Origin of the sequence: Lonsdalea britannica (genome assembly GCF_003515985.1) — a bacterium.
Taxonomy (GTDB): Bacteria; Pseudomonadota; Gammaproteobacteria; order Enterobacterales; family Enterobacteriaceae; genus Lonsdalea; species Lonsdalea britannica.
This window is the reverse complement of the sequence record NZ_CP023009.1, coordinates 121,506-147,495: the sequence shown is the minus strand read 5'-3', so window position 1 is coordinate 147,495 and position 25,990 is coordinate 121,506. Positions and strand designations below refer to the sequence as shown.

The window sequence follows — 25,990 nt, the reverse complement described above, 5'->3', positions numbered from 1 at the left end:
GGACCTCCGTAGCGCGTATTTAAAAAGAACCATGAGAAAGCGGGGTCGCCAGAGGCGAGGCCGTCAAGGACACATCGCCCCGCGGCGCGAGGCTGAGACCAAATTCCGGGCGCAGATCCACCGGTCGCGTTCCGGGGGCCAGTTGGAATCGGCAGCGTCGCGAGAGTCGAGCCAGTGTTATCACCAACTGATGCAGCGAAAGTGACATCCCTACGCAGTGGCGTTTACCCGTCCCAAAAGGAAAGTAGTGGTAGGGCGGGATAGGTCCCTGGAGAAAACGATCGATATTGAACTGCATCGGTTCGGGCCAGAGGCGGGCGTCATGATGCACCAGCCAGGGGGAGAACAGGATCGCGGTGCCGGTGGGGATGCGGTAACCCGCGATCTCAATCTCCTGTAATACCGTCCGTTCCACCAGCGATGAGACCGGCGTCAGCCGCAGCGATTCTTTGACGGCGGCCAGCGTAACCGGGCATTTTTGCAGGCTGATCTCGTCGGGGGGCAGCGCGCGCGTTTCCTGAGCGATCCGCGCCTGCACGTCGGGATGCCGGGCCAGATGGATCAGACACCATTGAAGGCTGGTGGCCGGATTATCAATGCTGCCTGACAAATTGCCCATCACCTGATTCACCAGCGAGGCTTTGCGCTCCGGGTAGCGGGCGACGTCGAGGGCATGGTAAAGCTGTGCCAGCATCGTATCCGGCTCGTCGGCAATGCCGAGCAGGCTCGCTTCCACTAGCGTATGCAGGCGCTGACGATAATTCAGCAGGATGGGATCGCGAAGCAACGTCTCTCGATCAACGGTAGCGGCTTTCTGGATCAGCGCGTAGAACGCCTGATGGGTTTCCGTGGCGAAGCGCTGGCCTTCCCGGCGCGAACAGAGATGGCCGATAAAGGGCGGCATCACCGCGCGCACCGCCCACTCAAGCGTCAGATCGCGCAGTGCCACGGGCGCCGATGTGGCGAACTGGCTGACGAGCCAGTCCGCGCTTTCTGTCACAGACTGCTGCAACGACGCGCATTTCGGATTGACACGCGGCACGGTGAGTTTTCTGCGCTGCCGCCATTCATCGCCATCCTGAGCAAACGTGAGGGCATCTCCCAGCAGCAGGCGGCCAACGGCCGCGGAGGACGGAAGAGTCATGACGTCCTTACCGAAAAGATCGTCATTTTGCTGCCAATAGCGCACATGACGGGCGCCGCCCAGCACGACCAAATCGGCGCTGTTGACGAATCGAAGCCGGACCACATCGCCCTTGGCGGCGACCGCTTCCTCCACCGTCTTTAAAATGCCGATCGCACGTAGACGCTTTTCCTCAACGTCAACGGTGGGTAGGGCGGTATAAGGTCGTATCACGTTTGCTCCTTATCATCCGGCAATGCGCTGTGGGTCTGGGAGGACGCTGCACGCCCCGATAAAGGCACCCGCGCCGATGGACAGCAGGCCGCAGCGTTTTGATAAGGGCTGACTATTTTCCAGTCGGCGGCTCAACAGCAAAAAGGGATCTGCCGCACAGCAATGGCCCACCTCCGGCAATAACCGGGTATCGATACGCGCTTCGAATTCAGGATGGAGCCGTGTGAAGTTGAGCCAGGTCAGACGGTTGATATTGTGCGGTAGCAACGTGTCATGGGTCTGAAATGAAAACTCAATTTCTTTCAGCGCGTGATCCATCATCGCGTTGTGCTCGGCATAAAAGGCGCTTTTTTGCTGCGATTCGACAAAGAGTCCAGGCCAGAATTCAGCGCGATGTTCTATAAAAGGAGGCGTCAACTGTATCCCGTCATCCTGATTGTCCAGCAGCATGACGACGAAGCCGTCGCCAAGAATCGTGCAGCCGGGAATATAACGCTCCCCCAGCGCGAACGTGCTGAGCGAGTCGCCTAACACCAGCAGCGCCCGCTGCGACAGCCCGGCCCGAAAAAGAGACTGGAGCATCTTGAGTCCCCAAAATCCGCCGCCGCAGTTGTGTTGATCAATCTCGTAGCGGTGCTTCACCTGTGTTAACGCCGGATGACGACGGATCAGCGCTGTCGTCAGGCCTTCCCCTTCGATGGGCTGAATCGGCAGGGCATGTACGTAAATCAGCGTATCGATCGGCGTCTCGTCGGCGCTCACATCAAGCCTGTCCAGCAGAGACAAAAAGGTATTAAGGAGCGAGTCCGTACGCGGCAGCGCGGCGACATGTTCGATACCGAAGAGTTTGCTGAATACGCGAGCCTCGCTGCGGCTGCCGCCGGCCGCTTGAATGATATCGACTGCGTCTACGCGCGCCGTAGGGATGTCATCCGCCATGCGGGTCAGTCGCATGCTCTGTTCTCCGTTCCCTGAAACGCCAATGCGGTGATCGTCGTCTCTTCCTGCAGCAGCAGCAGGTGATCGTAGCGCGTGTCGCCTTGCGCCAGGGCCGCAAACAGCGAGGTGCACAACAGGCGATCGTCCGCCGGGAGAGGGTGTTCGTGTGCGGGCAGCAGCGACAGCACGGTGGGACTGGCGACGAGACGATAGTGATCCGTTAGACCGAAATGCTGTTTTATCCCGTCGCAATGTGCCGCTATTCCTGAGGCATTTAGCTCGCTGCGTTGATAACCCAGATAGCGCCAGCCCTCGTCGTCCCGATTCACGGCGACAATGCTGGCGCTGTTATGCGGCGCGAGACGGCGCATTAGCGGGGAGCGATAGAGCAAATGTTTTTGGTCGGCAATCAGCAGCAAGCCTCGTCGGGCGTTTTGCCGAAGATAACGATGCAGTGCGTCAAAGGCGAAAAGCGGGGCGGACAGCCCACGGTCGCTGATGGCCAGCGCAAAACTCTGTTCGCTGAGATCCAACTGGTGGATAACATGATTGACGACGGACGTTCCCAGATGAAGATCTGGCGTCCAGTGCGCCAGCATCACTACATCGATATCCCGGCAGTCGGTGACGGCCTGTAGCGACGGCAATAAACGATCCATCATGCGGACGAACGGCGCTTTGTCTTCGGCGGTAATGCACTCGACCACCTGGCTTTGAGCGGGATCCCACGGCAGCCCGTTCGACTGAAAAAACGCGGCGACGTAATCCTCCCAGTGATCGACTTCATCCAGCCAGGCGGGATTAAACGGCTCCAGTTCGCCAAACGTATTCCAGATGATGTGCCGGGGATGCAGGCTCAGGCTCATCACTGCTCCTTATCGGCAAGGAAGCCGCGCCAGCCGTTGAGCAACTGGATATGAGACGTCCCTTCCATGTATTCAAAGGCGAAAGCATCGCGGTATCGTTTCATGAGGCCCGGCTGATTCACCCACTGTTCCGTGGGCAGAAGATGAGGAAGCCGGTGAGCGACCCGTTCGACGAACGCCGTGGCCTGTCGTTTGATCTGACTGGTTTGCCAGACGCGTGAACGCTGTTGCTGAAAGTGTTCACCCACTTCCATCAGGCGGACGTACAGCGAGTGGTACTCCCGCCACAGCGCGGTTTCAGGGATATTTTCCCGGTCGAGCGCCTCCAGAAAACCGCGCGCGGTGCCCAGCGCCATCGCGGCGACGAGGGGGCGATGCTTCTCGAAGACCTGCGTCAGCGCATTCATGCCCTGTCGCAGGGGGCTGGCGGTGAATCCCAGGATGTGTTCAGGCTGAACGGGGAACGCGTCAAAGGTTATCTGCGATAACCCCGCACCGGCAAGTCCGTAGGCGGCCAGCGGTTCGACGGCGATGGCTGCGGGCGCTTGTTTCGGCTCCACCATGATCAGTTGCGTTCTGTCGCCGTGTCGCGCAAACACCAGACCAATGCTGGCAATCTGCGCGCCGCCGATAAACATTTTGCTGCCCGTCAGCGTCAGCCCCTGTTCACTGCTGTCGAGGCGCGTCGTAATCGACGCGGCATCAGAGCCAATCTCTGGTTCGCTCACCGCGAAAAAGGTCCAGGAGGGCTGCGTCAGGAAACGGGAAAAAAAATGTTCCTGCTGCGCGTCGTTGCCCAGCATCTGCACGGCCCGGCAGGCGAGAGAAGTGCCCGGCAGAGAGAGTAAACAGCTGGCGTCCGAACGCGAAATATATTCCACGACGCGTAAATAGGTGGGGAAGTGACGCATATCGAACGGCAATGCCGCAGCATGATCTCGCCAGGGATTATATTTATCGGGCAAGCCGGTATGAGATAACGTTAATAAGAGATCATCCTTAATATAATTGACGCCTTCCTGAACGTTATCTTCGAGCATTAAACCTGCGGAATAAAATTTCTCCAGGCTTTTATCCAATACGTTCAGGTGATATTCATCCTTTTTCACTATTATCCCTCAGCCGATCAATGACGCTGCACTCTATTTCCTGACTGCAGTCTAATCCTTGTCGAGTTATTGAATTGATTCAGATTGCGCACGGCGCGTTAATTCATCTCAGGAGCATATTCCACAATAACGGAGGCCGCTGTAACCCCTAAACCAATACTCATTAATAGGACTTTGTCGCCGGGTTTTATTTGTTTTGTTTTTATCAGGTGCTGCAAATTGATAAATGGATCGGCGCCGAAACAGTGGCCGTACAAAGGAATATTCTCCATCACTATTTTGCCGGATGGCAAAGACAACGTTCTTTCAATTTCTTTCCAGGACGCCAGGTTAACGTTATGAGGCGCAATATAAGCTATATCCTCAAAGTCCAGACCGACGTTGGCCAGGCTCTCGGTGATGTGGCGGCACACAAAATCGGTGTAGATATGGGAAAAATGCACCGGGCAGGTGTCCGTAAAGTGGCCGCTATTGATGCTGAACCGGCCATCGCGCGTTGTTGTCGTCCCGATCAGGCGCACCGGACCGGGGCGTCTCGATACCAGCAGCACGCACGCGGCCTCGCCCATGATAGTCGTGTCGGCGATGAACTGGACTTTGGGATGGAACGCCTTCTCCGCGATGATCACCAGCGCGTATTCCTCGTCACCGAGCCAGGTGGCAATTTGCTCCAGCGCCACGAGTCCGGTGGCGCAATGGCTCATGGTGTATCCCGCGTACTCGGCGTGATCCCCGACGATCTGCCTGACGAGCGCGGGCAAAATCGGCGCGCCAAAGGGCGTGACGGAGGGAATGGTATGGCAATGCACGCAGAGCCTGATGTTATCCACAATCGCCGCGTGGCGTCGAACGATGCTCTGTAGCGCGGGCGCGATAAGACCGGCCAGATCCTGACTTTTGTCATGAGGAAACTGCCGCAGTCCATAGAAGCGCTCAAACATTCTGGCTTCGATGCGCGTCAGCCCCAGCGTGCGCGCCGCCTCGTCCAATGTCTGCATCTTCGGCGCGAAGGCAATTTCCATGTCGTTAAGCGTCAAGCGCATCAGCGGTCCTCCCCTCCGGCAGGGGACAAAAACGCGCCACCCGCTGCGCCAGCTCGGGATGCTGCACCAGCCCCATGTGTCCCGTGTCGGCGGGAAGCCAGAGCGTACTGTGGGGATGCCTGGCGGCTAAGCGTTTCGCGTCCTTCACCGGAATGACCTCGTCGTTGTTTCCATGGCAGATCAACAGCTTGTCGTCGGATGAACACGGTTCCGAGACCAGTAGCGATGGGGGAAGATGCTGGTCATCCAGATAGGCCGCCGCCAGCTCTGCGGCGTCAAAACCGGCCTGAAGGGTCTGGCTTAGGTAGCATTCGAATAGCGAGATCAGCGTGACCGGCCCCGCCAGTGACAGGCGAGCGCGACTCATCAATGCCCCCTGAGCCCGCGCGATTTCTACCAGCAAGGCCCCCGCGGAGTGAGCGACGATGAGGTCAAAATGGCCGAAGCGACACTCAAGGGCGTTGAGCCACTGCAACTGAGCGGTGTACCCACACGAAGTGGCGCTGGCGTCGCCATGCCCCAGCAGGTCGGGGATGATCACGTGCCAGCCGATGGCCGACAAAGCGTCCGCCAACGGGCCGAACAACGAGGCATCGCCTCCCCAACCATGCAGAAGTAGCGCCTTTGGTTCATGCGTCGCCCCCCGTTCACGCCAGCAGCCCTGTCCGTCGGCAATGGTCAGGCGCGAGGCGGGCGTCGTCTGTCGCCACGCGATTTCCTGCCTGCGCAACGGGCGGGGACGAGGACACGCGAAATCCGACAGCAACGCGGCGAGTTTGACGTCTCTCATCAACCTCTCTGCCCCGTCACGCGCTGGATTTTCATGGCAACCGGCGGACGGCCGCCCACGGCATCGAGCAGAACGTGTCCTTCCGAGGGCGACGCCAGCCAGTCGGGCAGACGTTGGCACTCTTCTTCGGGCTGCGTGGCGATATCCCAGCGCCAGCCTCCGGCGTCGAGGAGCGCCGCTTCGGAAGTGAAATGCAGATACAGCAAATGAGACAGCGCCTGCTCGGGATGGGGCGTGAAGCGGGTGATGGCGTCCAACACCAGCCAGCAGCCGCCGTGCTCTTGCGCCATCGCGGCCGCCAGCTGCATCTCAGACCAGCCCGGCATCGGCGGGTCCACCGCCAGTCCGAGGACTTCACGGTAGTGGCCCGTCTGCCAGATAAAGCTGGGCAGCATGGCGGACTTGCACTCTTTTGCCAGATCGGTATGCAGATACAGCAGCGCATCCGTTTCATCTTTTTTCAGGTTTTGGATGGCCTCAACCACCGCCGGGTGATGGGGGATGTGGACGTTGTTGAACGCATAAGGGCACGTCGCGATGCGTATGGCCTGTTCCTCGACATTCGGGTGCAATGCGTGCCAGCAACTCAGACCAGCCAGGTCGAAGTCGTTTGCCGCCCGCCACAAGATTTTTGGGTGCAACAGGCCCGCCAGATCGATCCAGAACGGGGCAATATCACGCATGAACCCGCTCGCTTTTGAAGACGTGACTGGCGTTCAGCAGGTGGATATTTCGTGTCCCTTCCGTGTATTCGAAACCGCTGATATCGCGCCAGGCTTTGCAAAAGAAAGGGTCGCAAACCACCGCCGGGTCGCAGGCGTGAACCAGCTCATGCACCAACTGCTCCGCCAGCAGGGTGGTCTCCGCTTTGGCGAGGCCGATGTGCCGACTGATGCGCTCTCCGCGGTCCATCCGCTCCGCGATGGTCAGAAGACGATCAAGTCCGGCGGATAACCGCCTGCGCATCGTACGCAGGCGCGCAGCCTGAGTACGCGGTAAATAACCCACTTCGACGACGTGATCCAGTAGCGCCCGGACCACCCCTAGCGCCAGCGCGCCGACACAGGGGCGCAGATGATCGAACGTTGCGAGCGTGGCGGAAGAAAAGCGCTGCGCGGGGTTCAGATGCGCGCCGACCAGCGCCTCCTCCGGCAGCAACATGTCTTCAAAGCGCAGGTGCGAGATATTGCTGCCGGGAACCCCAAAGACGGGCTGGCGAGTGGCGCTAAACCCATCGACCTTGGCCGGTTCAAACAGAAACATATTCAGCCCCAAAGGGCCTTCAGCCGTGCGGGCGAACACGATACCGACATCAGTGATGTGTCCGTTGCCGATGAAATATTTTTCCCCGCTGATACGCCATCCGCCATCGACCTTGGTTGCCCGCGTTCGAAGATCGCTCGCGTCCGATCCGCGTTCCGGTTCGCTCATGGCAAAACAGCTGCGGCTGAGTTTCGTTTTGAAGTGGCTGAAGAAGGTCTCCTGCTGCGCTGCGCTGCCGATGGCTTCAATCACAAATCCTGACATGCCGGGCGTGGGACTGGCGAAAATAAGATTGGGATCGATATATCCCAGCGCTTCATAGAAATAACAGCGTTGAGAAACCGTTAATTCATATAAGACGTCGCCATTTTCCAAAACCAAGGGCGTGGGATTCCATTTTTCAGGCAATCCCAAACGATTGAGCTGCGGCGCTAACGCGTAGTCATTGGTACGCAGGTAATTGTCGGCGTCGGCCTCCAGGAGTCGCCCGATATACCGGCCTGAATCGAAAGTCGTCATCGCTAATACTCGAAGCGCATGATGTGTTGAACTGATTTCCATGACATTTCCTTTGTCTATTCAGGCGGCAGGCTCATGACCTTTGAGACGTGACAGAATAGAGTGATAAATAAAAATTTTTTTACCCGGCTTGCAATGAGCGGGGCGGCTGACCGTCTTTATTCGCGGCGGTGAAAAGGTGCAATAGCGCCTGACGATCAATTTTTCCGTTTTGATTAAGGGGGAATTCGGAAATAAAGCGAATGCTGGTGGGAACCATATAGTTGGGCAACAGCTGAGATAAATGAACCCGTAAGTCATATTCCCCGTTTTCGAGGTGGGAACGGAGCTGCACCAATAACAGCACGTCGGCCAATTTCTGCTGTTGATAGACGGGCAGCGTCGTCGCCATGACCGTGTGGGCGAAACTGCACGCCGCGGCATCGATTTCCTGAAGATCGACGCGATTGCCGTGCCATTTGACCTGTGAGTCCAGGCGTCCTTTGATGAACAGATGACCTTGCGCATCCAGCCAGCCGAGATCGCCGGTGCGATAGAAGGCGACGCCGTGACGTGAGCCAAAGGCGACATTGTTAGGGTGTGACTCCGGCAGATAGCCCCGCCCGACCTGATCGCCGTAGACGACGACTTCGCCGATTTCACCTTCCGGCAGCGACATGTGCTGCGCATCCTCAATGGCGACCCGCAGCGTGCCGCGAGGCCGCCCCAGCGGGAGCAGGCCCGCGTCCTGCGCGGTGGTGCCGTCCACCGGATGCAGGTGAGTCAGACAGGTCGTCTCCGTCGGGCCGTAGGCATGTAGGATCTTGAGCGACGGAAAGCGGGCCAACAGGCGTTCGACCAGTGGTGGGGAGACGCTTTCGCCCCCGACCATCAGGGTGCGAAGATGCGGCAACGTTGCTGCGTTAAAGCGCGGATCGTTGCACATGATTTCCAGAAAGCTGGGGGTGGAAAACCCACTCGACAGGCTGACCTCCGGTTCGGAAACCATCATGTTGAGGTTCAGGCGGGGCAGCGCGTTGTACGCGTGCGGCAGCATGATGAGCGGTTTGCCCAAGGCGAAACAGGTAAAGAAGTCCAGCAGCCCCATATCAAACGATAGCCGGGCATGATTGAGATGCCCTTCATCCTCCGCGCCCGCGGCTTGCATCACGCGGTGATACCAGCCAAAAAACGCGCCGAAATTATCGCATCCGATCTGCACGCCCTTGGGCTGCCCGGTGCTGCCGGAGGTGGAAAGGATATAAAACAGCGGATTGACCGAGGAGGGCGGGACGTAGCCGCCCGTAAAGTCGCCGTCCGGCAGGGCGGGCAGCCACAGACAGCGATAGCGCTCATGGGCGATCGGCGCCGTGTCTGGATGTTCGCGCCCGTCCAGAATCAGCTCTGTCCCGTAAAGGGCGGCGATGCGCGCCATACGCAGCGGCGGGTTGACGCTGTCGACGACGGTAAATGGGACGCCGCACCAGGCGCAGGCCAGCAGCGCCGCCGCCGTATCGCGCTCTTTATGACCGTAGATGAGCGCACGTTGCGGCTGAATTCGCGCTAACTCGACGCAAATAGCGCCAACGCGCGACGCGATGTCGGCATAACGCCAGCTTCCCTGCGTGTTAACAATGGCAATCCGGCGGCTGCTGAGAAGCTGCCGACCGATCATCCGCATCATGGACGTAAACATAGTATTTCCCTTTTGACTGAGTCGCGGCGCTTATCGCGTGCCGATCCAGCTTGCTGTTGACATTCAGACACGGTTCACTGATGGCGTACCAGCGTCTGGGGATCATCCAGGGCGGCATGCGCGTCGCCAGCGCTTTTCCTAACCGCGCAAAGTTCGCGTCGCCGCCTTCATCGTCGCCGTCAAACAGCACGAATGCGCAGATCCCTTGCAAAGAACCTTGTCGGCGCCAGGTATCGACAAACGCCTCGCGCACGCCGGGCTGACCCAGAAGAACCTGTTCAATATCGTTGAGATTGATGCGATAGCCCTGCAGTTTGATCTCGCGGTCGTCCCGACCGTGAAAATAGACCAGACCGTCCCGGATGACGCCTCGGTCCCCGGTCCGATAGGCTTTTTCGCCCCGGTCATTGATGAAAAAACGGGCCTGCTGCTCGGGCGAGGCGTTGAGGTAGCCTGAGCCCACCGCCTTGCCGCTGATGATCAGTTCCCCGACCGCGTCTTCGCCCGGCGACAGCGTGATACGGGTTCCGGGACGCGCGACGCCGAGCGGTAGCGGCTCGTCATCATCGACATGGTGAGGGTGGATATCGACGGCGGTGACGGCGACGGTGCATTCGGTCGGGCCGTAGGTATTGGTGATCCGCGCATTGGGAAAGCGCTGCCACACTGCGTTGACCAGCGTTTTCGTCAACACCTCGCCGCAGAAAATAAACTGCCTGATCGTCGGGAGCGCGTCTGCATTGAACTGCCGGTCGTTGAGATAACACCGTGTGAGGCTCGGGGTCGAGACCCAGCAGGTCGTGCCCGCCGCCGCGTGGCGCTGAATCGTCAGACGGGTGTTAAAAAAATTCGGCTGGTCGAGGACGACCATGGGTTTCAGGCACAGCCAGGAAAGCCACAGCTCGTAGAGCGACACGTCAAAGCCGTAGCGAATATTGCCGCTGACCGCGCCCTCCAGCGGAAACTCGCGGCGGATCCAGTCGATGAAGTCGGCGACATTGGCGTAGCTCACGCCGATGCCTTTGGGCTGTCCCGTCGTCCCGGACGAAAACAGGATGTACATGTTTTGTTCCGGAGCGACCGCTCTGACGACGTGGGAGAGATCCGGCGCCGCCGCTGACCGCGTGCCTCCGTCGCGCACCGCGAGCTGCCGACACGTCGCCGGGTTAGCCCGCGCGGTGGTATTGAGCAGGAGAGACGCCTGCGCGCTGTGCTGGATCTGCTGAATCCGTGCGTCGCTGTTTTCATCTTCCGTGGGAACAAACGTTCTGCCCGCCAGAATGCAGGCCCACATCGCCGTCAGGTAGCGTAAGTCTTTGTGACCATAAATGAGGACGGGCGCGTCACCCTGCGCACGCAGCGTCACGGCCAGCCGCGCGGCGCTGTGGTAGAGCGCGTCAAACGTGATGCTGCGCTCGCCCAGCCAGGCGGCGGGTTGATGACAACCGCGGAATCGGGCGAAGATCGCCAGCAGTGCCGACTGTCCTTTCATCAGGCGGAGGCCGGAGAAGGCATGCAGGCGGCGAGGTAGTCCGCGATGGTGCCGACGGACTCAAAATGTTTGATGTCCAGCGTCGCGGGATCCAAATGCAGCGTCTCGATCGTATCTTCCAGATACATGATCAGTTCGATATACAACCCGCTGTCAAAACCCAAATCCCGCTCTATCTGGGTGTTTCGATGCAGCTCTGAGGTATCGTCGATGTCCAACACCAGCGCGATAGCGGCGATGACCTGGGATTCATAGTTCGGCATGTTTCTCTCCTGAAAGACCGGCGGTGGGGGATGCGGTCTGGCTCAACGCGCACAACCGCCGGCGATCGATCTTGTGGTTGCTGTTTTTGGGCAGTGCGTCGCAAAAAAGGAAGCGATGGGGGATCAGGTAATGTTCCATTCTGGTCTTACACCAGTCGCGCAGCTGGCGGGGTTCCATCGCCTGACGGGTTTCAATCCAGGCAACGATTTCATCACCGTAAACGGCATGCGGAACGCCGACGACGGCGACCTGAATCACGAGCGGATGGAGGGACAGGAGGCTTTCGACTTCCCGCGGGGCGACCTTCTCGCCACAGGCGTTCAATACGTCATCCATTCGGCTGATAAAATAGACAAAGCCGTCCTCATCAAGACGGCAGAGATCGCCCGTGTACAACACGCTCTCGCCGGGAAAGCGCCCCGGCCGTAACTTGCCGGCCGTTTTTTGCGGATTGTTCCAGTAGCCTCGCATGACGGTTTCACCGCGAATCACCAGTTCACCGGTCGCGTTGTGGCGGTGCGTTTTTCCGTCGGCATCCACGACCCACAGTTCGGTCCCAGGGATCGCCTTGCCCACGCTCTGCGTTCTGGCGCTGAGTTCACTTGGGTCCAGCCAGGTACAGCGATGGCACTCGGTCAGGCCGTACATGGAAAAGAGGCGCGCCTGCGGAAACACCGTTGTCAGCGTGGCGATATCGCCGGGATGCAGCGCCGCCGAGGTGCTGGTCACCGTTTTGATGGCGGAGAAGTCGAAGCGGCGACTTAATCGCGCAATCAGGCTGACCATTGTCGGCACCAAGGGAAAGACGGTCGCGCCTTGTTGGACAAGTCGGTTGAGCGCGAACAGCGGTCGGCTGAAGTTTTTCTCGATGATGACCGTCGCGCCGGTCAAAGCCGCCATCGTGATCTGATGCAGGCCATAGTCGAAGCTCAGCGGCAGAGCGCAGTAGATGCGGTCGTGGGCATCCAGCTGCAAATAGTGGGCGACGGACTGCGACGCGGCGATCATATTGCGCTGGGTCAGCATGACGCCCTTGGGGTGTCCCGTGGAGCCGGAGGTATAAATAATGCTCGCCAGATCGAGGCTTAACGGCAGCGGTAACGAGCAGGCGTACGCGCCGCGGGCGACCTCAGCGAACGCGGCGTCAGTCGCCACCCAGTGCGGCGGACGGTGTTTCATCAGGGGAGCGGCACGGCGCGCTTCCTCTTCACACGCCGCATCCACAATGAGCAGGCTGGCCGTGCAGTCGTCGGCGATCCACGCCAGCTTTTCCGCTTTGGTGTCGGGATGGAGCGGGACATAGACGGCGCCGCAGCGTTGGGTCGCCCAGAAACAGACGATCAGATCGAGGCTGTTATGCATCAGCACAATCACCCGGTCGCCGCGAGCAAGCGCGTGATGCTGCATCCAGCCCGCGAGCCTGTCCGCCCGTTGGCGCAGTGCGGCGTAGCTGAGGGCGGCGTTTTCGCCGATTAGCGCGACGTGGTCGGGAGCCTGCTGGCAGCGTACGTCCAGATATTGACTAAGAGCCTGATGATTCATCGCGGTGACCGCTCCTGTTGTCGATGGAAGACCCGTGCGCCAAAGGTGCCGGCGACGCCTGCCGCTACCGCCAGAAAGTAGCCTGAACGCGGGGCTGACGGGCTGAAACAGCAATCGTGCAGGTTGATAAAACCGTCGCCGCAAAAACAGTGGCCAAGCCGATAGAGATGGGTGCGGAACACGCGATCGCGCGGCACGTTCAACTGGTCGGCGATGCGATCGAAGGTGATCGGACTCATGTGATAGGGAAGGATGCCGTCGAGTCGATCGGCGCCGATCCCGGCGTCGGCCAGCGCACGATGGATGGCGCGCATCATCGTGGGCATGAAATCATGATCGTAACGATTTTCGAGCGACGGACTGCTGTGGTAGGTCCGGCTGCCGATGCCGCCGATCATCGCCTGCCCGACGCCTTGCACCGTACAGCCCGGCAGCGTGTCATCCTCCGCCAGCAGCAGCGCCGTTCCGCCCTCGCCGAAGATGCCGTTTTGATTGGCGTACTGAATCGTCCGATGAAAACACTTCTCGCCCGTCAGCAGGACGGCGTAACGCGGGCCGTCCTCCTTGTGTTCGCCCGGCAAGAGGCTCGCCAGCAGCGAAAGTGCGTTAAACGACGAGGCGCAGGAGTTTTGCGTCGCGGACAGAATTTCTGTCTGAGCGGGCAGGAGCGACGCCGCCATGTTTCTCAGGCCCTCCGTGCCAAAGGGAAAGGTACTGTTCAGCGAGTGCGCGTAGGCCAGATACCGTATCTGTCCGCGCTTGTCGGGATGACGGCGGAGCAGCTTTTCAAGGCTGCCTTTCAGCAACTGCGGCAACGAGGCGTCCGGGAACAGGCAGGCCGACTCCAGCTTTAAAAAACGGGAGAAGATTTTGTGATTGCGTTCTCCCCACTGATAACGCGCCTGGAGCGCATCCAGAGGCGTGAGCTCCGGATTGATCATGGTGGCGACATCAATAATGTTCATGCCATTTCCCTCTTTGCTCTGTAAACCACGGGAGATGTTTGCCCATGGGCGACAGACAGCAGGGCCGCAGGCCCCGTGGGATTCGCCCGCAGAAAGTCCGCCAGGGCATAAAACGGGGCGGCGCAGAGGCGTGAGGGATCGGGCGTGATCGTTGAGATAACCGCCTCCGGCGGAAAACCGGGCGGCGGCGAGCCAATCACCACGATCGGTTCCGGCGGCGTGTCGTTTCGATCCTCACCGTGTTGCGGCCACGGATAAGGCGATAGCGCGATGCGTCCCTGAGCGGGCTGTCGGTCAAGGCATAACGTCGCGCCGCTGGTCCTCACGTCTCCCCGATTGAAACTGGCGCTGGGGTGAAGCAGCAACGGTTGATCGAGGCTCATCAGCAGGGCTTTACCTTGGTGGGGAGGAAGGTAGCGATCGATCATTGCGAGCGCCTGAAAGGGCGCGGTCAACCCACAGTCGCTGACGGCAAAGGCGTAGGCATGGCGGGCTTCGATGCGGTGCAGAATGTAATTGGTGACCGAACCGCCCATCACACAGTCAGGGGTCCAGTGGGCGACGACGACCACATCAACCGTTTGTAGATCGTGGTAGGGCGCCAGCTGATCCATCAGGTGCGAGGCGATTTGCTGAAAGCTGACGCGCTCCGGAGACGCCAGCCAGCTCTGGACTTCCGTCATGGCGCCGTGCGCTTTCCCGTTGGAGGCGTAGAAGCCCTTCAACCAGTCGGTCACGATCTCAGGCGCGTCAGCGACGGCATCGCGCCAGAGGTGAACGCTATCTGCCTGAAAGCATTGCAGGCCCGCGATATCGAAATACAACGGCATGATTACGCTCGCTGTTTGATAAGCGGCGGGGACAATACGATGGGCTCGGCCTGCTGCTGACGCAGCAGATGGGCCATATCGTCAGGTCGCCGGATCAGGACGACGCGATCGCCATCGACCAACGCCTCGGCGGGGTAGCCGAAACTCAGAAAATAGACGGGAGAGGCAGTGGGGCCGTAAGCGCCCGAGTTGAACAGGCCGATAAGATCCCCGGCCTCAAGCGTGGGCAACAAGACATTTTCGCCGATGATATCGGTCGGCGTACACAGCGGGCCGGTCAGATCGTAACGCTGTAGCGGGGCGCCCGGCGGCGCTACCCCGAGCCGCTCCACGGGGAAGTTTTTTCGGATCACCGCGCCCAAACCGGCGGCGGCGCCGTGACAGTTGGAGCCGCCGTCACAGATGGCAAAACGCTTATCCCGCGACGACTTCACGTCGCGGACGCGCGTCACAAACACGCCGCTGCGAGCGACGATGAATCGACCTAACTCCATCACCAGTCGAACGTGCGGGTGACGTTGCTGAAACTGGCTGATGGGCGCCTGCAACAATCTCCCCAGCAAGGCGAGGTCCAGCGGCGTCTCTTTCTCGTGGTAGGCGATCCCCAGCCCGCCGCCGATATCGACAAACTCCAGCGCAACGCCGGTCGCTTGCTGACATTTTTCGGCGGTGCGCAGGATGTTGAGGGTGTTGTGGGCAACGGCTTCCGCATCCAGAATCCGCGTACCCAGATAAATATGAATGCCGCACAGCTGCAAGTGTGAGTAAGCGTGTCGTTGCGCCATCAGGCTCAGCGCCTGTGATTCGTCCATCCCAAACTGCCGGGGTTTGCCGCTCATGACCAGGCGCGCTTTGGCGGGCGCGAAGTCCGGGTTGATGCGTAGGGCAAATCGCTGCCGTTTATTCTGTTGCGCGGCAATCTGATTAAGCCTGTCCAGCTCATCCCGGGATTCCACCACCACCGCGTGGATCCCCAGCTCGACGCTCCGTTGGAGTTCCGCATCAGACTTCGCCGGCCCCACGAAGATGATGTCGTCGGACTGGACGCCCGCCATCAACGCCGTTTCCAGCTCCGGCAGCGAACACACTTCACAGCCCACCTGCTGTTGACGGATCAGGCTGACCAATGACAGGTTCGGGTTCGCTTTGAGCGAATAGAAAAAATGCAGTTCGGGCGGCAAAGCGGCTTTGAGTTGTCGCAGGTCGTCCTTTATTTGATTAGCGCTATAAATATAACAGGGCGTACCAATGGCTTCGGCGAGCTTATTATACTCGACCCCTTCAATATTATTTTTTGTTATGTATCTGCTGTCGTATTTACAGTGGTGCATGCTGAATGCTCTCTGCCAGGTAATGGCTCAATGCATTAATGTTTAAAAAATTACCAAAAAACTCATTATCCATTCGTTCGAAAAGATCAATATTCTTTCCAGTGATTTTCTCAATGCGATCATTCAGTCCTGCAATCAGCTCGACTAATTTCACGGAGTCGAGAACGCCGGAAAAACCATATAATTCTCGGCCGGATAGCACCAGGTTGATTCGGTGCTCATCCAGACCAAGACTCTCAAGTTCGCTGGTAATGATTGTTATTAAATCATTAATAATGTCAGCCATTGCCTCTCCCTGATGAATGAATTCACCCTGTCATTTTTATATTGCTATTTAGGCTGAAGACTACGCTGTCATTTTTAAGTGGATTTGACTGAAATTGTCATTGAATGAAACTGAGTTAACTTATTTACAGGCAATCTCAGTCAAGTGCTCACAATAAAAGATGATACTTTCGCCATCGTGAATCTAATAGGTCGCCTGCGACGTAAACTATTTGTGAAGAGCTATTTAACGGCTGAAATTAGACAGGGATGGTAATTGATGACGCTCTTCATCAAAGATATTCAATGTAGCGACATGCGTTATCAGCAGTGCTGCAATCTGGATGCGCTTAACGTGACGCATCAGGTTAATGATAGGGATATCAAGGTGTTCAAGCGAATTTTTTCGCTAGATAGCGTGGTAATGAATCGGCTTTATCATAAGCAGATGCATTTAGAAACGATGGCGAGATTATTGGATAAATATCCTGAGCTACGCCGTGGTTTCGGAATGGTTATTTATACAAAAACGCAAACACATAATACCTTTTTCGATGATGAGTGGCTGGGGGAAATTGCAAGTGAATGTGGAATTCCCCACTGGCGGTATTTTACGCTGAGCATGAATCATTGTGCGTCAGGCCTGAGCGCCGTTAATCTGGCTTGTCGTATGGACGATAATGGTTATCAATTTCCTGTTATTATTTTGAGTGGGGAAAAAAGCTTCAGCGCTTCATTTAATCGGATGCCGGTGGGGCTATTGGGCGAACTGTCGACGGCCTGTTTATTAAGTCCTGAGGATGGCGTTTGGGAAATTAAAGATACACAAGTAGAACATGTTCATCGTTACTATAAAAATCAGGATGAGATGACGCAGCAGGAGCGGAGTGAATTACGCACTCTGTTCTTTGAGGAATTAAATCGGTTTTTAGCGCAGTTTTTAGGTGCCAATAAGACGCCTGATATTGTTATTCCTTATAATCTGAATATGCCTTTGTTAAAAAGACTAGCGCAAGCGCGGGGATGGACATCGGTCATCGATCTTTCCCAAATCTCTTGCATGGGACATCTGTGGTGCTCAGATATTTTTCATCACCTCTCTCTTAAAAAAAATGAACCTTCCCATCAAACGGTGATGGCATTTTCCGCCGGAATGGGAATCACTTTATCCGCTATTAGTCTCGTAAAATCTCATTAAGGTCATTCAAATGGAAACTCTAGACGTTATTAAGCAAGCTCTTCAGGATGTTCTCGAAACGCCGTCGCTGGATGTGACGAAAAATACGCGTTTCGAAGAAGATCTGGACTTGGACTCCGTGAACTTTGTTCAATTTCTTTTGACGCTTGAGGACAGCATCGAAGGACTGATGTTCGATCCCGATCAAATCAGTCAGCACTCTTTCTCCAGCGTGGGGGCGTTGGCCGAGTGGCTTGACGCCTGGCAAGGCGCTGAATCGGTATGAGGGCAGTCAGCGCGGAACACCTCACCCAGGCCACTTCGTATGGTCGTCACCTCGAACCTGTCGATGCGTTGTCCCAGTTCACTGCGCTTACCGCAGGAGCATCCGGCGGTCTGGCCTGCCATGGGATCGGGCTGTTGCCCGAGAACGCGTCTTCGCCTCTCTACCACCCGGATGGATCGGACATTGCGCTCGACGGCTGCACGGCGCTGCCGACGGATCGCGTGTTGTCATTCATGCATCTCCGTAAAGTGTCGGTGGCGGAATCACACCCTGCGCCTCATTGGCTCTCTCTGATGGCTGCCGCGCTGCGTCTGGGCGTGGTCGCCCGCATGCTGGATATCTCCTACGCGCATTTGAACGCACGCAGCAGTTTCGGTCAGAAAACCACGCGGCATCAGCTGATCAAGGCCAGTTTCGCCAGTATCTACGGGGAGATCACCCAGCTTCAGAGCCAGCTGAACGTGCGGTTGGAACAGGCGGATTATGAGGATCTGGAGCAGGAGCATCGCGCGATCACCCACCTCAGCGGTCAGGCCGAAAAATTGATGGGGGGACACGGTTATCTGCTCGGCAATACCCACACCCTTAGCCATTTTTCGATGATGGTGTACTGCGTGTTCGGCAAAACCGGCGCGACGCCCTCGGCGGGCAACGAGGTGAATGAAGCATGGCAAAGCCTTCGCTGATTGGCTCCACGGCTGAGGCGCCTGGCGGGGAGATCCGCCAGATCCTCACGTTGGCCTGGCCGATGATCCTGACGGCCGTCGTCGTCTCGTTGTCGCAGAATGGGCCGATATGGCTACTGGGTACGCAGAGTGGAGGGCAACGGGCGCTTTATATCTTGTCCATGCTTCAGCCTTTTTACTTCATCTTCATCGCGCTGTTAGAAGGGCTGACGATCACTAATCAGATTTTCAGCGCGCGTTCGGTCACGCACTGGGCGCCCTGTCGGGTCTGGCACAGCAGCGCAATTTTTTCGGTCGGCGGCGGCCTGCTGCTGGTCGCGCTTGCACTCGGCAGCCGATGGGGCGCTGCCGGGTTGCAGGGCATTTACCCGAACGACGAACCGGCGCTGTTTTCCCGTTTTCTCCCGGCTTATCTGTTGTCGGTGATACCGCTGTTGATGCTGGAGCTGTGCAACGCGGGCTTGAGGGGGCAGGGGAAAACCGCCGTCAGTATGGTGTTCGTCTGCCTGTTTATCATCATCAATCTGACCAGCTGCTTTATCAGCCTGCATTATTATCAAAACGGTTTTATGGCGGTCATCTACGCCAACCTGATCGCCGCGCTTGCCATTTTACCGTTCTCGGCGGTGTCTTTATTCACATCGGTGATGGGGCGCGCGGACCCGCAGCCGCGCGCATTTTTGCCCAGACTGCGTGCCATCACAGCGGATGCCGGGGTGCCTATTTTCCTGACCATGCTGTTCGCGTTTGCCAGCTCCGCCGTGCTGTTTCCGCTGCTCAGTCAGCTAGGCGCCGCTTACGCCAGCGGGTTTCTCATCGTGGTGAAGCTGCGCGCCTTCTTCATCATTCCGGCCGTGGCGCTGGGGTCGGCTATCGCGATTGGGATCAATCAGCGTCTCGCCACCACGTCGCCGCCGCAGCTGAGTCGGCTTCTGCGTCAGGGAATGACCGGGATTGCGCTGGTGTATGCAGGTCTGACGCTGGTGGCGTATCTCACCCGGACTGAGCTGGTTGATATGATGTCCGTCGACGGCGCGGTGCGCGTGAGCGCCTATGCGATCATGTTCTGGCTGCTGCCTACGTTTTTCATCACCTCGCTGATTGCCAGTATTCAGACGATGTTGGAACAGCTGGGCGGGGGAAAACGGGTGCTGCTGATCACGTTCATCATGGAAAGCCTGATGGTGGCTATCGTGCTGTTTGTGGCAACGCAGCCGGAGGCGCTGCTGAAGCTGATGAAGAGTATCTTGATTTTCAATGTGTTGTATTTGGCGATTTTCACGTATGAATACGCGATGTTGTGCCGCAGGCTGGACCAGCAACATGCTTTATGATGTTTTTCTGCCGGTGCTGAAATTAACGGCGATATTGCAGCGTCGCTACCATGTCTTTCTGGTGCGTTGTCAGCGGCGGCCCGCATTGTTGCTCAAAAATCCGATCGTGCCTGAAAACCACTACGCGCCGACCTGTCGCCGATTGCGCTGGCTGGACCTGCACCTGTTGCGCTGGCTCGCGCCCGGCAAAGCGGCCTGCTACGCCTTGAATCTGTTTGAGCGCCCACACCGAATGCCCTGCAAGAAAACCGATGTGCGATGGCTGAGTGCGCTGCGACAGGATGAGTTGATCTGCGCCGGACAGCGGGTTGTCGTATATCGCGCCGGGGCTGAGTCTCCGGCCCGGCGGGTATTATTGATACACGGCTGGGAGGCGCGGGCCGTCATGTTGCGTCCGCTGATAGCGTCGCTGACTCAGGCTGGATACGAGGTGATTGCACCGGATTTGCCCGCTCACGGCGAGTCAGAAGGGGAGCGCTGTTCTTTCAGCGATCTGGTGGCGGTGATTCGTCAGCTGGGCGAGCGATACGGCGTCTTTTGCGCGGCATTGGGTCATTCGTTTGGGGGAACGGCGTTGCTGCATGCCGCTACACGGGGATTGCGGTGCCAGCGGCTCGTGATCCTCAGTAGCCCGGAGTCTCTGCCCTGCGTGCTGGAGGCTTACATCGCCTTTCATGGTGTGCCGGTGGCGCTCACCGAGCGGATCAAACGGGTTTATCTTGAACGCTATGGCCATGATCCCGACGCGATATCCTATACTCGCTGGCCGCGGATCGCCGTTCCAACGCTGGTGTGTCACGATCGGGACGATCACAATATCGCGCTGATGCAGGCTTTTCATTTATTGAGCGCGACCGACGCGGGCGAAATCTATATCACGCAGGGCAGCGGACATCGCGGGATTGTGCGGGATCGCGCGTTGATCCAACGTGTGACCGATTTTGTACAGGCCCCGTCAGCGCATCAGCAGAAAGCGCTGAGCGTTTTATGCGGATGCCTGAGCGGACACGCCGTGCGGCACGTTGCTGACTGAGGAACCTCATCACGCCGGTGGTCTTGAGGTCTACTCCGTGGGGAATTTGATGGTGACCTTACAGCCGGGCTGATCTTCCCGGTTCGCCAGGCTGAAATAACCGCCGTGGGATTCGACAATCTGGCGAGAGAGCATCAAACCGATGCCGCTTCCGTTTTTCTTCACGCTGTAAAACGGAACGAAGATATTTTCCGTGTTGCCAATGCCGCAGCCTTCATCGAGGATTTTCAGGCAGAACTCGTTGTCTCTGACTTTCCAGCTCAGATAAATGGCGCCTTCCGGTGATGACATGGCTTCATCGGCATTCTTTAAGATGTTGATCAGCATCTGTTCTATTTGAACGGCATCGATATTGACCTCGACGCTTTCACTGGCAATGATGTGCGTTTTTCGGTGTTCAAATAAGGTGAGGATTTTTCTGATCAGTGAATCGATATTGTGCGGCGCTTTCTGGGGGAGGGGGAGCGAGGTGAGTTTCCGATAGCTATCCACAAAACTTTTCAGATTCAAGGCCCGCTCATTAATGATATCCAGCCCGTCGCGTAAATCCTGATTCTCCTCCTTGCCATCATCAGGCACAGCCGACAATAACATCTGGCTCAACGAGGCGATGGGCGTCAGCGTATTGTTGATCTCATGGCTCATGACGCGCAGCAGGTTACGCCATGCGCGGTACTCTTCCTCACGCAGCAACTGGCTGACATCCGTGATGAACAGCAACTGCTGTTTCTTTCCATCTTCGAAATATTTTTCCAGGATGATTTTGTAGCGTCCGCGCCGTTTTGGAAACTGGTATTCCACGACGCTGTTGGCCGGGAGTTCGAAGAGCGAACGGAATGACAGGTCATGCAGCGCGAGGCCTTTCAGCGCTTTGGCCGACTGGCCGAGCAAGGAAACGGCGGTTTCGTTCACAAACGCGATCTCCTGATCGCTGTTCAGCGCGACGATGGCGACGTCGATATTGTTGAGCACCTTGCGCACCAGATACTGCTGCTGTTTGACGTGCAGACGCTGTTTTTGCATGGAGGAGGCCAGCTCGTTGATCATGTCAATCAGGCCATTGAGCTCGCTGTCGGCTTTCTGACGTTTGCCGCGCAGGCTGAAATCGTTATGCGTGATGGCTTCGATCAGATTGGTCAGCGTCGTCAGCTGAAAATTGAGCACCTGCCGGGTCATCAGCGAACAGTAGCCGATGAGCGTCAGAAAAATCAGCGCCACTAAGGCGATCAGATATCCGGAGTAATCATTCCAAATCATCAGCACGATAATCGCCAGCGACGAGGGAAGCGAGGCGATGATCAGCAGACGTTGCTGTAATGACTCGAGTGAGTGCCGGAACATAGAATTCAGCCTGTCCTTTTAAGACGACGATAAAAGGCGCTGCGGCTCAGCCCCAGCGATTCGGCCGCTTCAGAGGCGTTGCCGTTGTACACCGCGAGGCGTTTTTGCAGGGTTTCCTGCTCGATGTCTTCCAGCGTCAGTAAGTCAATCGGCTGACTTCTCGGCGTGTCAGACAGCGCGTTTTCCCCCGTTTTTTGCGGTTCACCTTCCGGATCGGCAGGCAGGGCGAGTCGCAGGAGGTGCGAGTCCAGCACGTGGCTGCTGCTGAGCAACACGGTGCGCTCCAGCGTGTGATTGAGCTCCCGGATATTGCCCGGCCAGGGGTAGTTTTGCAGCGTCTGCATCGCCTCGTCCGTGATGCTGAAGGCGGGTTTGCGGTAGCGCTCCGTCAGGCTTTTCAGCTTCCGTTTGACCAGCTCGGGGATATCCTCTTTTCGTTCACGCAGTGCGGGAATGCGGACTTCAAACGTGTTCAGGCGATAGTAGAGGTCTTTGCGGAATTCGCCGGCGTCGATCATCGTCGCTAGGTCGGCATTGGTGGCTGAGATAATACGAACATCCGCCGACTGGGTTTTACTCGCCCCGACTTTTTCAAACTGGCGCTCTTCCAGCATGCGCAGCAGTTTCGCCTGCTGGTTGATCGGCACATTGCCGACTTCATCGAGGAACAGGGTGCCGCCGTCCGCCAGTTCGAAGCGCCCGATGCGCTGGGTTTTAGCATCGGTAAACGCGCCTTTGACGTGGCCGAACATTTCGCTCTCAAACAGACTGTCAGGAATACAGCCCATATTGACCGAGACGAAGCTGGCGTCGCTGCGGGTCGAATGCTGATGAATGTAGTTGGCCAGCATGCTTTTGCCCGTGCCGTTTTCACCGGTGAGCAAGATGCTGGCATGACTCGGGATCACCTGCTGCAAAATCGCCATTACCTGCTTCATCGACGGAGATTGCGCCACCAGTTCATCTTGCAAACAGGGGTGAAGCTGGTGCTGCAGGAGGACGTTTTGCTGCTGCAACGAGCGCTGTTTTTTCAGGACTTCCACCAGTTGCAGCTGCACATTCAGCGCCTGCACCAGACGTTCGTTGTCCCAGGGCTTTTGAATGAAGTCGGCGGCCCCTTTCTTCATCGCGTCCACGGCGATATCGATAGACCCCCAGCCGGTCATGACGATAATCGGCAAATCGGGCTCAATCCGTTTGATGTCCGCAATCAGCTCGAGCCCTTCATTGCCTGACGTGGTATCACGCTGATAATTCAGATCCAGTAATGCGATATCGGGCTTGCCTTCCCGAACCTGCATGAGCGCCTCATCCGTCTGGGTGGCGGTGATAACATCGAACTGATGCAGTTTCAGCATCAATTTCAATGTCTTGATGATGCTGATGTCATCATCCGCCACCAGTACCTTGTAACTCGACTTCATGAGGCCCTCACTCTTTCCTGCTTAATTATTGATGTCTTAGCGCATCGATAGGCTGTATCTGGATGGCGCGTCTTGCCGGAACCAGCGTGGCGACGGTGACGACGACGGCAATCAGCAGTGCCGTGGCGACAAACAGCGCCGTTAACGCAATGCCCTGGCTGCCGAATATACGCAGTATCATCGGCGTGACGACAGCGATCACCGGCAGGCTAATCACCAGACCGATAGCCAGCTGCCACCATCCCTGCATCAGGATCAGCGAGAGGATGTTGGCTGGCGTCGCGCCCAGTGCGCGCCGCGTTCCCAGTTCGGCATAACGTTGGTGAATGCTCTTTGCCATCACCCCATAAATACCGCTGCCGGCAAGCAACACGGCCATAATTCCAAACATATTGAATAATATAGATATGTAACTTAAGCCGACAGTATTTCTTCCCACCACTTCCTGTAAAGTTTTCTCCTGATAGGCCGGAAGCTGATTATCGATGCGGCTGACGCTCGACTGAATAATATGGCTGAGATCTTCGTGATTCACCCCTTTAACGAGAATCGACATCTGTTCCTGCGGCGCTTGCAGCATAGAGCGGTAGGCCGTGGGCATCTCTTTGGTGTGACCGAAAGGCCGTCCCTGAATGATGTGGGGGATGATGCCGACCAGGGTGTACCAGTCGCGATCGTCGCCCTCGACCCATCGAATTTTCTTGCCGATCGGCACCGGCTCGTCGGGCAGGTAGCGATCGATAAACGAACGGGTGACGACAACCACCTTTTGCGAGCGGCTGTCATCGTTCATCGTCAGTAAACGGCCGGTCTCCGCTCTGACGCCCAGCGCTTCCAGCGTGCCGGGATAGGCAATCACATCATTCACGCGCGGGTACTGGTTGCGGTTGGAACGCAGATAGCTGGCCCCTTCGATTTCGACATTGCTGGTCGGCGTGAATTCGCCGGGCAAGCGGCTGATCAACCCTGACTGTTCCACCGACGGCTGAGATTTCAGCTCAGCGACGACGCGATTGTCGAAATTAAAGCTGTCGAGCGCGGTAGGGTAGGTTCTGTCCGGCAGGCTGACTTTGGCTGACCAGATGTTCTGTATCTGAACGCCGTAGTCGATTTTGGACGCCTGTACGACAACCAGCGACAGCAGCGCGCCGATACACAGCACCGCGCAGGAGAGGGCGACTTCGAAAATCACCAGAGCGCGGCTGATGCGGCTGCTGCTGCGGCTTTGCGCGCCGCGCGTTCCATCGCGCAACACGTCGTTGACGTTGCTGTTGACCATTTTCCAGGCGGGCAGCGCGCCGGTAATCAGGCTGGCCAGCGCCACCAGGACGAACGTTTTTATCACCGTGCCGGTATCGATACCCAGATGCCACCAGAAAGGCGGTTGATCCGGCACGATTCTGACAATCAGTTTATTGGTGAGAGACAGCCCCCAGCCGGCCAGCAACAGCCCAATCAGTCCGCCCATGCAGCAGATGATTGCGCTTTCCCACATCATTTGCAGGACGACGCGCAGGGGCGGTGCGCCGTGCGCGATACGAATCGCGGTTTCTTTGCTGCGTTCGATGGCGCGCACCAACAGCATATTGCCAACGTTACAGCAGGCCAGAAGCAGGACGAGTCCCACCGCCAACAGCATGATCAGGAAGATGGGTTTGGAGTCCTCTCCCATAAAGCTGTCCATGAAAGTCATGACGAAAGCCGACCGGCCTCGGTTGATTTCCGGATACTGCTGGGCTCGCGCGTCCATGATATTTTTCAGTTCCGCATCGACGTCGTCAGCTGAAAATCCGCGCTTAATCTTGCCGAAAATCTGAATCGTTGGCGCGTTCTCCACGGTGATGTGCCGTGGGTTTAGCGTCGAAGGTTGCCAAATCTGGTTATTCATCGGAAAGGCGAACCCTTCGGGCATGACGCCGATAATTCGGGTGCTGATGCCGTTGACGATAAAGGATTGGTCCAGAATGTCCTGACGCCCGCCAAAATAGTTCTGCCATATCTCATGACTGATCACCGCGACGGGATTGGCGCCTTCTCCGGTGTCCTGCGCGTTATAAATGCGCCCCAGTTCTGGCTGTACGCCTGTGTAGCTAAAGAGATCCGGTTCTGAGCGGATGGCGATATACCGCGAAGCCTGTCCATCCAGGCTGATATTGGCGACGTCGCCATAGTAGTAGCCGAGCTGCTCCAGACGCTGGCTTTTCGCCTTCATGTCCGTGAAGTCCATGTAGCTGATAGGCGAGTCGCCTAACCGGACGCCATTGATGCTCGGGCTGACGACCACCATGCGTTCCGCATCCTCGAAAGGCAGCGGTTTCAACACCAGCCCGTTAATGACCGAATACATGTAAATGCACATGCCGAGCCCAATGGCCATAATCAGCATGGTGAAAACAGAAAAACCGGGGCGTTTTAGCAAGAGACGACAGGCATAGCGCAAATCAAAAATCATCGACATCG

At 57.4% G+C, this 25,990-nt stretch carries 24 protein-coding genes; 5 read left to right on the top strand and 19 right to left on the bottom strand.

Going from position 1 to position 25,990, the window contains the following annotated elements; genetic code table 11:
- Window positions 1-19 precede the first annotated feature (19 nt).
- The 16 genes from CKQ53_RS00740 to CKQ53_RS00665 all read right to left on the bottom strand — a co-directional run bounded on the left by CKQ53_RS00740 (window position 20) and on the right by CKQ53_RS00665 (window position 16,271).
- Window positions 20-1,357: a cytochrome P450 gene (locus tag CKQ53_RS00740; protein ID WP_094118367.1), complete on the bottom strand. Its 1,338-nt coding sequence runs from the start codon at window positions 1,355-1,357 to the stop codon at window positions 20-22.
- 12 nt (window positions 1,358-1,369) lie between these two features.
- Window positions 1,370-2,311: a beta-ketoacyl-[acyl-carrier-protein] synthase family protein gene (locus CKQ53_RS00735; RefSeq protein WP_085651167.1), complete on the bottom strand. Its 942-nt coding sequence runs from the start codon at window positions 2,309-2,311 to the stop codon at window positions 1,370-1,372.
- Window positions 2,302-3,162, bottom strand: coding sequence for a hypothetical protein (locus CKQ53_RS00730; protein ID WP_094118366.1), 861 nt, complete (start codon window positions 3,160-3,162; stop codon window positions 2,302-2,304). Before CKQ53_RS00730 ends, CKQ53_RS00735 begins: the two co-directional genes overlap by 10 nt.
- On the bottom strand, window positions 3,162-4,271 hold the full coding sequence (locus tag CKQ53_RS00725; RefSeq protein ID WP_094118365.1) for an acyl-CoA dehydrogenase family protein: 1,110 nt from the start codon (window positions 4,269-4,271) through the stop codon (window positions 3,162-3,164). Before CKQ53_RS00725 ends, CKQ53_RS00730 begins: the two co-directional genes overlap by 1 nt.
- A gap of 98 nt (window positions 4,272-4,369) precedes the next feature.
- Window positions 4,370-5,314, bottom strand: a complete 945-nt coding sequence (locus CKQ53_RS00720) for a 3-oxoacyl-[acyl-carrier-protein] synthase III C-terminal domain-containing protein (protein ID WP_085651170.1) — start codon at window positions 5,312-5,314, stop codon at window positions 4,370-4,372.
- Window positions 5,298-6,104 (bottom strand): alpha/beta fold hydrolase, encoded by an 807-nt coding sequence (locus CKQ53_RS00715; protein WP_094118364.1) that lies wholly within the window; start codon window positions 6,102-6,104, stop codon window positions 5,298-5,300. Before CKQ53_RS00715 ends, CKQ53_RS00720 begins: the two co-directional genes overlap by 17 nt.
- A complete protein-coding gene (locus CKQ53_RS00710; RefSeq protein ID WP_118894535.1) occupies window positions 6,104-6,787 on the bottom strand; it encodes a hypothetical protein in 684 nt (227 codons plus the stop codon). Before CKQ53_RS00710 ends, CKQ53_RS00715 begins: the two co-directional genes overlap by 1 nt.
- Window positions 6,780-7,928 (bottom strand): acyl-CoA dehydrogenase family protein, encoded by a 1,149-nt coding sequence (locus CKQ53_RS00705; protein WP_094118362.1) that lies wholly within the window; start codon window positions 7,926-7,928, stop codon window positions 6,780-6,782. The genes CKQ53_RS00710 and CKQ53_RS00705 overlap by 8 nt, the downstream gene beginning before the upstream one ends.
- A 79-nt stretch (window positions 7,929-8,007) precedes the next feature.
- Window positions 8,008-9,561 (bottom strand): AMP-binding protein, encoded by a 1,554-nt coding sequence (locus CKQ53_RS00700; protein WP_094118361.1) that lies wholly within the window; start codon window positions 9,559-9,561, stop codon window positions 8,008-8,010.
- On the bottom strand, window positions 9,494-11,053 hold the full coding sequence (locus tag CKQ53_RS00695; RefSeq protein ID WP_085651175.1) for an AMP-binding protein: 1,560 nt from the start codon (window positions 11,051-11,053) through the stop codon (window positions 9,494-9,496). The genes CKQ53_RS00700 and CKQ53_RS00695 overlap by 68 nt, the downstream gene beginning before the upstream one ends.
- Window positions 11,053-11,316: an acyl carrier protein gene (locus CKQ53_RS00690; RefSeq protein WP_085651176.1), complete on the bottom strand. Its 264-nt coding sequence runs from the start codon at window positions 11,314-11,316 to the stop codon at window positions 11,053-11,055. The genes CKQ53_RS00695 and CKQ53_RS00690 overlap by 1 nt, the downstream gene beginning before the upstream one ends.
- Complete coding sequence (locus tag CKQ53_RS00685) at window positions 11,303-12,859, bottom strand: class I adenylate-forming enzyme family protein (RefSeq protein WP_094118360.1); 1,557 nt, start codon at window positions 12,857-12,859, stop codon at window positions 11,303-11,305. The genes CKQ53_RS00690 and CKQ53_RS00685 overlap by 14 nt, the downstream gene beginning before the upstream one ends.
- Window positions 12,856-13,824: a beta-ketoacyl-[acyl-carrier-protein] synthase family protein gene (locus CKQ53_RS00680; RefSeq protein ID WP_094118359.1), complete on the bottom strand. Its 969-nt coding sequence runs from the start codon at window positions 13,822-13,824 to the stop codon at window positions 12,856-12,858. The genes CKQ53_RS00685 and CKQ53_RS00680 overlap by 4 nt, the downstream gene beginning before the upstream one ends.
- A complete protein-coding gene (locus CKQ53_RS00675; RefSeq protein ID WP_094118358.1) occupies window positions 13,821-14,654 on the bottom strand; it encodes a hypothetical protein in 834 nt (277 codons plus the stop codon). Before CKQ53_RS00675 ends, CKQ53_RS00680 begins: the two co-directional genes overlap by 4 nt.
- Window positions 14,655-14,656: 2 nt before the next feature.
- Window positions 14,657-15,985: a diaminopimelate decarboxylase gene (lysA, locus tag CKQ53_RS00670; protein WP_094118357.1), complete on the bottom strand. Its 1,329-nt coding sequence runs from the start codon at window positions 15,983-15,985 to the stop codon at window positions 14,657-14,659.
- Window positions 15,972-16,271, bottom strand: a complete 300-nt coding sequence (locus CKQ53_RS00665; RefSeq protein WP_085651181.1) for a hypothetical protein — start codon at window positions 16,269-16,271, stop codon at window positions 15,972-15,974. The genes lysA and CKQ53_RS00665 overlap by 14 nt, the downstream gene beginning before the upstream one ends.
- Before the next feature lie 258 nt (window positions 16,272-16,529).
- Here CKQ53_RS00665 and CKQ53_RS00660 point away from each other — a divergent pair, with 258 nt between their 5' ends.
- The 5 genes from CKQ53_RS00660 to CKQ53_RS00640 are packed head-to-tail and all read left to right on the top strand — an operon-like array spanning window position 16,530 to window position 20,765.
- A complete protein-coding gene (locus CKQ53_RS00660) occupies window positions 16,530-17,447 on the top strand; it encodes a hypothetical protein (RefSeq protein WP_094118356.1) in 918 nt (305 codons plus the stop codon).
- Window positions 17,448-17,457: 10 nt separating this feature from the next.
- Window positions 17,458-17,712, top strand: a complete 255-nt coding sequence (locus CKQ53_RS00655; protein ID WP_085651183.1) for an acyl carrier protein — start codon at window positions 17,458-17,460, stop codon at window positions 17,710-17,712.
- A complete protein-coding gene (locus tag CKQ53_RS00650; protein WP_085651184.1) occupies window positions 17,709-18,398 on the top strand; it encodes an acyl-CoA dehydrogenase family protein in 690 nt (229 codons plus the stop codon). The genes CKQ53_RS00655 and CKQ53_RS00650 overlap by 4 nt, the downstream gene beginning before the upstream one ends.
- The gene (locus tag CKQ53_RS00645) at window positions 18,380-19,732 is read left to right on the top strand and encodes an MATE family efflux transporter (protein WP_094118355.1); all 1,353 of its coding nucleotides are present in this window, start codon (window positions 18,380-18,382) and stop codon (window positions 19,730-19,732) included. Before CKQ53_RS00650 ends, CKQ53_RS00645 begins: the two co-directional genes overlap by 19 nt.
- Window positions 19,722-20,765 carry an alpha/beta fold hydrolase gene (locus CKQ53_RS00640; RefSeq protein WP_162896319.1) on the top strand — a complete coding sequence of 348 codons (1,044 nt, stop codon included), beginning with the start codon at window positions 19,722-19,724 and terminating at the stop codon, window positions 20,763-20,765. The genes CKQ53_RS00645 and CKQ53_RS00640 overlap by 11 nt, the downstream gene beginning before the upstream one ends.
- A 30-nt stretch (window positions 20,766-20,795) precedes the next feature.
- Here the strand turns inward: CKQ53_RS00640 and CKQ53_RS00635 are convergent, their stop codons facing one another.
- The 3 genes from CKQ53_RS00635 to CKQ53_RS00625 are packed head-to-tail and all read right to left on the bottom strand — an operon-like array spanning window position 20,796 to window position 25,988.
- Window positions 20,796-22,106: a sensor histidine kinase gene (locus tag CKQ53_RS00635; protein WP_094118353.1), complete on the bottom strand. Its 1,311-nt coding sequence runs from the start codon at window positions 22,104-22,106 to the stop codon at window positions 20,796-20,798.
- Window positions 22,107-22,111: 5 nt separating this feature from the next.
- Window positions 22,112-23,530 carry a sigma-54-dependent transcriptional regulator gene (locus tag CKQ53_RS00630; RefSeq protein WP_094118352.1) on the bottom strand — a complete coding sequence of 473 codons (1,419 nt, stop codon included), beginning with the start codon at window positions 23,528-23,530 and terminating at the stop codon, window positions 22,112-22,114.
- A 25-nt stretch (window positions 23,531-23,555) separates the two neighbouring features.
- Window positions 23,556-25,988, bottom strand: a complete 2,433-nt coding sequence (locus CKQ53_RS00625) for an ADOP family duplicated permease (RefSeq protein ID WP_094118351.1) — start codon at window positions 25,986-25,988, stop codon at window positions 23,556-23,558.
- Window positions 25,989-25,990: the final 2 nt, after the last annotated feature.